4 protein-coding genes and 4 pseudogenes are annotated in these 5,391 nt (G+C 67.9%); 1 reads left to right on the top strand and 7 read right to left on the bottom strand.

The window, feature by feature from the left end:
* Nucleotides 1–156: 156 nt before the first annotated feature.
* Nucleotides 157–794 (bottom strand): annotated as a pseudogene (locus tag ACZ6KY_RS42045) (IS3 family transposase); the annotation flags it as partial.
* 51 nt (nt 795–845) lie between these two features.
* Nucleotides 846–1,007, bottom strand: a pseudogene (locus tag ACZ6KY_RS42040) (transposase); the annotation flags it as partial.
* A gap of 61 nt (nt 1,008–1,068) precedes the next feature.
* Here ACZ6KY_RS42040 and ACZ6KY_RS42035 point away from each other — a divergent pair.
* Nucleotides 1,069–1,410 (top strand): annotated as a pseudogene (locus tag ACZ6KY_RS42035) (alpha/beta fold hydrolase); the annotation flags it as partial.
* On the opposite strand, the gene ACZ6KY_RS42030 reads toward ACZ6KY_RS42035, so the two are convergent.
* The 5 genes and pseudogenes from ACZ6KY_RS42030 to ACZ6KY_RS42010 form a co-directional block, all read right to left on the bottom strand.
* Complete coding sequence (locus ACZ6KY_RS42030) at nt 1,394–1,663, bottom strand: hypothetical protein (protein WP_469315515.1); 270 nt, start codon at nt 1,661–1,663, stop codon at nt 1,394–1,396. The pseudogene ACZ6KY_RS42035 and the gene ACZ6KY_RS42030 overlap by 17 nt on opposite strands.
* A 425-nt stretch (nt 1,664–2,088) precedes the next feature.
* Nucleotides 2,089–3,336: a hypothetical protein gene (locus ACZ6KY_RS42025; RefSeq protein WP_469315514.1), complete on the bottom strand. Its 1,248-nt coding sequence runs from the start codon at nt 3,334–3,336 to the stop codon at nt 2,089–2,091.
* 180 nt (nt 3,337–3,516) lie between these two features.
* A pseudogene (locus ACZ6KY_RS42020) lies at nt 3,517–3,891 on the bottom strand (transposase family protein); the annotation flags it as partial.
* Nucleotides 3,892–4,205: 314 nt separating this feature from the next.
* Complete coding sequence (locus ACZ6KY_RS42015; protein ID WP_469315513.1) at nt 4,206–4,730, bottom strand: DUF1877 domain-containing protein; 525 nt, start codon at nt 4,728–4,730, stop codon at nt 4,206–4,208.
* Between the two features lie 49 nt (nt 4,731–4,779).
* Nucleotides 4,780–5,214, bottom strand: a complete 435-nt coding sequence (locus ACZ6KY_RS42010; protein WP_469315512.1) for a transposase — start codon at nt 5,212–5,214, stop codon at nt 4,780–4,782.
* Nucleotides 5,215–5,391: the final 177 nt, after the last annotated feature.

Raw genomic sequence — 5,391 nt, 5'->3', positions numbered from 1 at the left:
CCATCCGCGTATCTCACACACTCCGGGATACCTCCACCACACCGGAGCCATCAGGCATTCCAGGACACTTCACCCTGACGAGCCGAAGTCAGTAATTTGTTTATGAGTGCTTCTGCGGATGTTCCGGTGCCACGTCGCGGCCCCTGCCAGGTCGCCGCCGTGTGTGCGGGCCGCGGCGGCGAGGGCGTCGGTGACCAGCTCGGTGCGCATGTGATCGGCGATTGCCCAGCCCGCCAGGCGCTTCGAGCAGAGGTCCAACACCGTTGTCAGATACAGGAATCGGCCGTCACCGACGGGCAGGTAGGTGATGTCGCCGACGTACTTGCTGTTCGGTTCGCTCGCGGTGAAGTCGCGCTGCAGGAGGTCGGGGACCTTGGCCGCGTCCGGGGCGGGCACCGTGGTGGTGACCTTCTTGCGCAGGTGCACACCGACGATGCCGGCCTCGCGCATCACGCGCTCGACGCGTTTGTGGTTGACCCGCCGACCCTCGGCCCGCAGCTCGGCGGTGATGCGCGGGGAACCGTAGGTGCCGTCCCATTCGATGTGGATCTCGCGGATCTTCCCGGTCAGCTCAGCATCCAAGAGGGCCCGCTCGGCGCGGGCGCCGGCGGTGGCCCGCCATCGGTAGTAGCCGGAACGGGAGACTTCCACGACCTGGCACGGCCACTTCACCCCGAAGGTGTCGCGAAGATCATCGACGAACTGGAAGCGGCTCACCAGTTGGTCTCGCCCGCGAAATACTTGGCCGCCCGGCGCAGGATCTCGCGCTCGAGCTCCAGCTCGCGCACCTGTCGGCGCAGGGCGGCGATCTCGGCGTCCTTGTCCGCCTCCACCTGCACCTGCACGGATGGCGCCTCGGACTCCTCGGCAGCTTTGATCCACAAGCGCAGCGTCTCGTGGTTCACACCCAGATCCTTGGCCACAGCCGCCACCGGCCGCCCCGGACTGGCGCGATACAGCGCGACCGCGTCTGCCCGGAACTCAGCCGAGTACTTGTAGGTCCCCAACGGGAACTCCTGATCTCTGGAACTTCACGGATCCAGTGTCCAGGGTGTCCACGACCAGGGGGAAACCTCCGCGGATGCGCTGTACGCAGATTGCCCTGCGCACCTGGCCGCTTGGGCAGTGGGACTACTACGAGCCCAGACGGCCGGCTGCGGGCGAGGAGTCCCGCAACGCCAAAGCTGGAAACACGCCCATTCCACTTACGTCGTGTGCGCGAAGGACCGAGCCATCGACCCCGGACTCCAACGCGTCATGGCCGCGCGCTGCGACTCCGTCCGCGAGTGGCACACCGGGCACTCTCCGTTTGTGGGTCGGCCGGAGCTGGTCATCGACCTGGTCCTGGAACTGCTCGATGCCTCGGACGCACCGGGCCAGGCAGACCGGGGGATCACAACCGCTCGTTGATGGCGGCCATGAGGACGGTCGCCTCGCAGCGGACCCCGAGTTTGTCGTATCTCGTCGCCACGGCTCGGTGCCTCTTGAGGCGGTTGATACTGCACTCGACCGCGTGTCGCGCCTTGTACTCCTGCGGATCGAACTTCGGTGGACGGCCGCCGCGTGAGCCCGGCGTTACACCGTCAGCGAGACGCTGCTGGTAGTCGAACTGTTCGACCAGGCGTCCAAGGCCGGTGCGGCACAGCGGCTCGGCGATGCGCAATGGCTGGATAGCGCGGTCACGCGCCTGGCACCGCAGCGGCCCCGGACGTACCGGGCCGCGCGGGACGCAGTGACGCACGTTTTGGTCATGCCCGCCTAGAAAATACCTGCTTCCAAGAACCCCGATCCGCTCCACCCAGTCCTCGAAGTAGGCATCGGGTGCTGGCTTTGGGAAGTTCGGGGTGTGACGTCCGCGGGCGAACCCGGTCGCGACGTCGTAGAACCGTTCGGCGACCGATCGATCGAGCTTCTCGTCGGACTGGGATCACTCGCACGCGGCTCGCATCACCTGTTCGAGGCGGGTGAAGGCAGCCCGATCGCATTCCAGACCCCACTCAGCCGAAGCAGGAAGCTCCGCCTCCTCTGCATCGAACTCCCGTATCCGAACTTCACGACCTGACCGGCGGATCCCGTCCAGGTCGCGCGTCACAGTTGGACATGCACCCCGACGGCCCGCAGCAGCCGTATCGCCGCGACCCGCTGGTGACGCGGACGATCCTCGGTCAGCAGCTCGCACAGCAGTTCCTGCGGTACGCGGTCGGCCCACGGCAACAGGGCCGCGGTCGCCTGCCGGACCACTGCCGCCGATGGGTCGTCCAAGAGCGGTCGTACGTCATCGACGCGCACCGCATCCAGGGTCCTCAGCCCGGCCACCGAGCAGGCACGTACGCCGGGGACCGGGTGTGCGAGGAGAGCCCGAATCCGGTCCGCGTCCTCTCGCGTCCCGCACTCGCCGAGGCCCACCGCGGCGGCGGGCCGGCCCGCGGGGTCGGCGCACAGCGCGCGGTACAGAGGCGCCGGGTCCGTGCCGCCCTGCCGCAGCACCCACCGGGCGCACGCCCGAACCACGGCGGACCGGTCGGTGAGGAACGGCTCCGCATCAGCGTGCCGCCCGGCCCGGCGCAGGGCGGTCACCCCCGCCGACCTGACCCGGGGCTGCCGGGACCCGAGCAGCGGCACCACAACATCGGCGAACTCCTCGAAGGTGCCCTCACCGAGAGCGGCCACGGCTGCTTCGGCGCACAGGTCCTGCACCACGACGTCGCGGTGGCGGCCCGCAATCCGAGCGAGCCGCGCCATGGAGAGCAACCGCCGCTCGACGGCAACGCGGTACGCGAGGCGGGCCGTGGCCCGGTCGCTACTGTCGAGCAACGCCTCGACTTGCCCGGCCGGGCCCGAGCGCAGCGCCCCGGTCAGAAGGTCCTGGGTGAAGCCGCCCCGTGAGCGACCGCCGACCCGCAGGATCAGCGCGGCGTGCGCGGCCAGCCGGTACGGGGGCACCTCGGCCAGGATCGCGCGGGCCCGATCTCGTACCGGCCCCGCCCAGTCCGCGCAGCGGATGACGACCAGCGCAAGCAGCGCGGGCCGCTCCTTGGCGTGGCCCAGCGCGGCCTCCCGGATCCGGCCGTCGGGGTGGCAGAGGGCAAGGGCGAGTTCGGCGTCACCGGGCTTCCTGGCCCAAGTAACCGTGGGAGGCGACGCATCCGGGCTCCACCTCAGCCGTCGCCCGGACGGCGACGCCTTCGAATGGAAGAGCTCCGGGCATTGCCAGGCCAGTTCGCGCACACGGGTGTCCAGGCCGATCCAGGACTCCGGGTCCGTCACATCGAGCACCTGGTCCGGAGCAATCCCGGCGACCAGGCGCCTGACAGCCTCGTCTTCGCTGGTCAGCATGGGGGAAGCCTAATCACTGTCCGGCCGATTTTGTTGTGTGGGGTGTACAGCGGCAACAGGCGCACCGACTGGGCGACGGCTTCGCAGGGACTGCCATCGTGCCCTTCGCCCCAGTAGTCACGACCAGAGCCAGAGCCGAACGGCGGCCGAGATGAGGGTGCTGTGCATGCCGTAGGCTCAGTTGTCGTAGCTCTTGGCCACGGCACCGGAGCCCTTGAGGGCGTTGATCGTTCGCTCTGCTTCGTTCCTCCTTTGTAGATGGTGGTGTCGAAGCCTGTGGGGCGTCCGCCTTTGCTGCCCCGGTTCCGACGGTCGGCCCGCTGATCTTCGGTTCGGGGATGGTGTGCCTGATCTGTCCTCGACGCAGGTAGCCGCGGATGCAGCGGGAGGAGTACGCGTTGTCACCCCCGAGGCGATCAGGGCGTGCCGAACCTGCCCGCCGCCGAGCCGGCCGACATGGATGAGGTCCACGACAGGGACGAGTTGCGGGGCATCGGCCCGCTGGCCCGGTGCTATCAGCCGCGCCAGTGGGCGCCGTCCGCCTCTCCCGCGAAGTAGATCTTGCACAGGGATCCCGTGGACGATCCTGCGGTGGCTTTCCCAACGGCAGCCCCGCTTACCGGACTTCGGAAGATGCGGCTTCCACCCGGCCCGGTCGTCGCTTGCGAGATCTTCCCGCATCCCGGGCATGCCAACGAGCAGGAGTCGCGAAGTCACATGCCCGTCGGCCGGCCCTCGCCGATGAAGCGGAAGGACTACAGTCGGGCCAACCTCGACCTGCTCCGCCGTCGCATACGTCGCGGACTGCTCCTGCCCGTGCCCGTCGGACAGACAGGCAAGCAAGACGGCCAACAGCCCATTTCGGGAGGTCAGTCCCACCATGAGACGACAGTCAGGCCCCGCTCCGAGGCTCCTGCATAGAACTCTCGCAGAGCCTCGAAATGGTCCATCAGATACGCTCTGGGGCCGTCGACGAGGCCTTCGGCTCCGTGGCCGATCAACGCTCCTGCCTCATGGATGTCGAGCGGCAGCACCTCCAGAACGGCCTGGAGGTCCATCTCCCCGAGCAGGCCGCAGACTCGTCTGACCGCGAACGGTTCAAGGGCGGCCGGTGCGGGTCCGAAGGGCCCGATGGCATGAGGATGAGCGTTGAGGAAGAAGACATCCATCGCTACACCGCCGTCGGTGGCCTGCCTGAGCGCGGCGAGGTGCACTTCGCTGATTCCGGCAAACCGGCACGCACGTTCAAGCATGGCTGGGGCCCAGTCCAGGTCGAGGCAGTCAGCCTCCGACGGATCCCACTGGTGATCCCCATCGGAGGACTCCTCAGCGCGCGTCCGGCAGAGGGCGAGATACTCCGCAGTGACTCGGGCAAACTGCTGGGTGACGGCCACGGCAACCAGTATCGCGGGGGCGTCCACCTCTTTTTCGAGTATCCGGCCGTCACAAGATCTTCGCCAGAGCCAAATTGCGTGATCGCTGACACTCGTGTGCTTTTCCCAGGATCGCCAATGCCTTTTGGGACTTGGCCAGTTCGGCGGCCAACCGCTCGTTCTCGGCCTGCAGCTTCTCGTTCTCCTTCTGGGTGGCCGACTTGCCCGGCGGCCCGGTTGGCCTGGCGGCCAGTGCGTCGAGTGCGCTGGCGTCACGGGCAGTCCGCCAGTCGATGATGTGGGAGTGGTACAGCCCTTCCCGGCGCAGCAGCGTGCCCTTGGCGCCGGGCTCGGTCAGCCGCTCGTACTCCTCCACGATCCGCAGCTTGTACTCAGCGGTGAAGGTCCGCCGCTTCGGCCCACCCGCGCGGGGCCCCTGCTTCTTCTTGCCCACGACCTCATCATCGGCCACATCGGCCAGGAGATCGGCATTGCTCAGCGTCACGCTCGAAAGATCCCGTTCTCCCCCTACTAACAACAGAAGACTCGATTGTCCTCATGTCTCATGAGAGTCTGGCAGGGAGGGATCCGCCCGGATTCCTCATGGGTCGGCCCTGGGAAGGACACCCCACCGGCCTGGGGGAGCTGCACGGGCGCCGGGTCATTGTGTGCAACGAGGTCA

The sequence above is a fragment of the Streptomyces sp. NPDC042002 genome, assembly GCF_055588305.1.
This window is presented reverse-complemented; position numbering and strand designations above follow the sequence as displayed.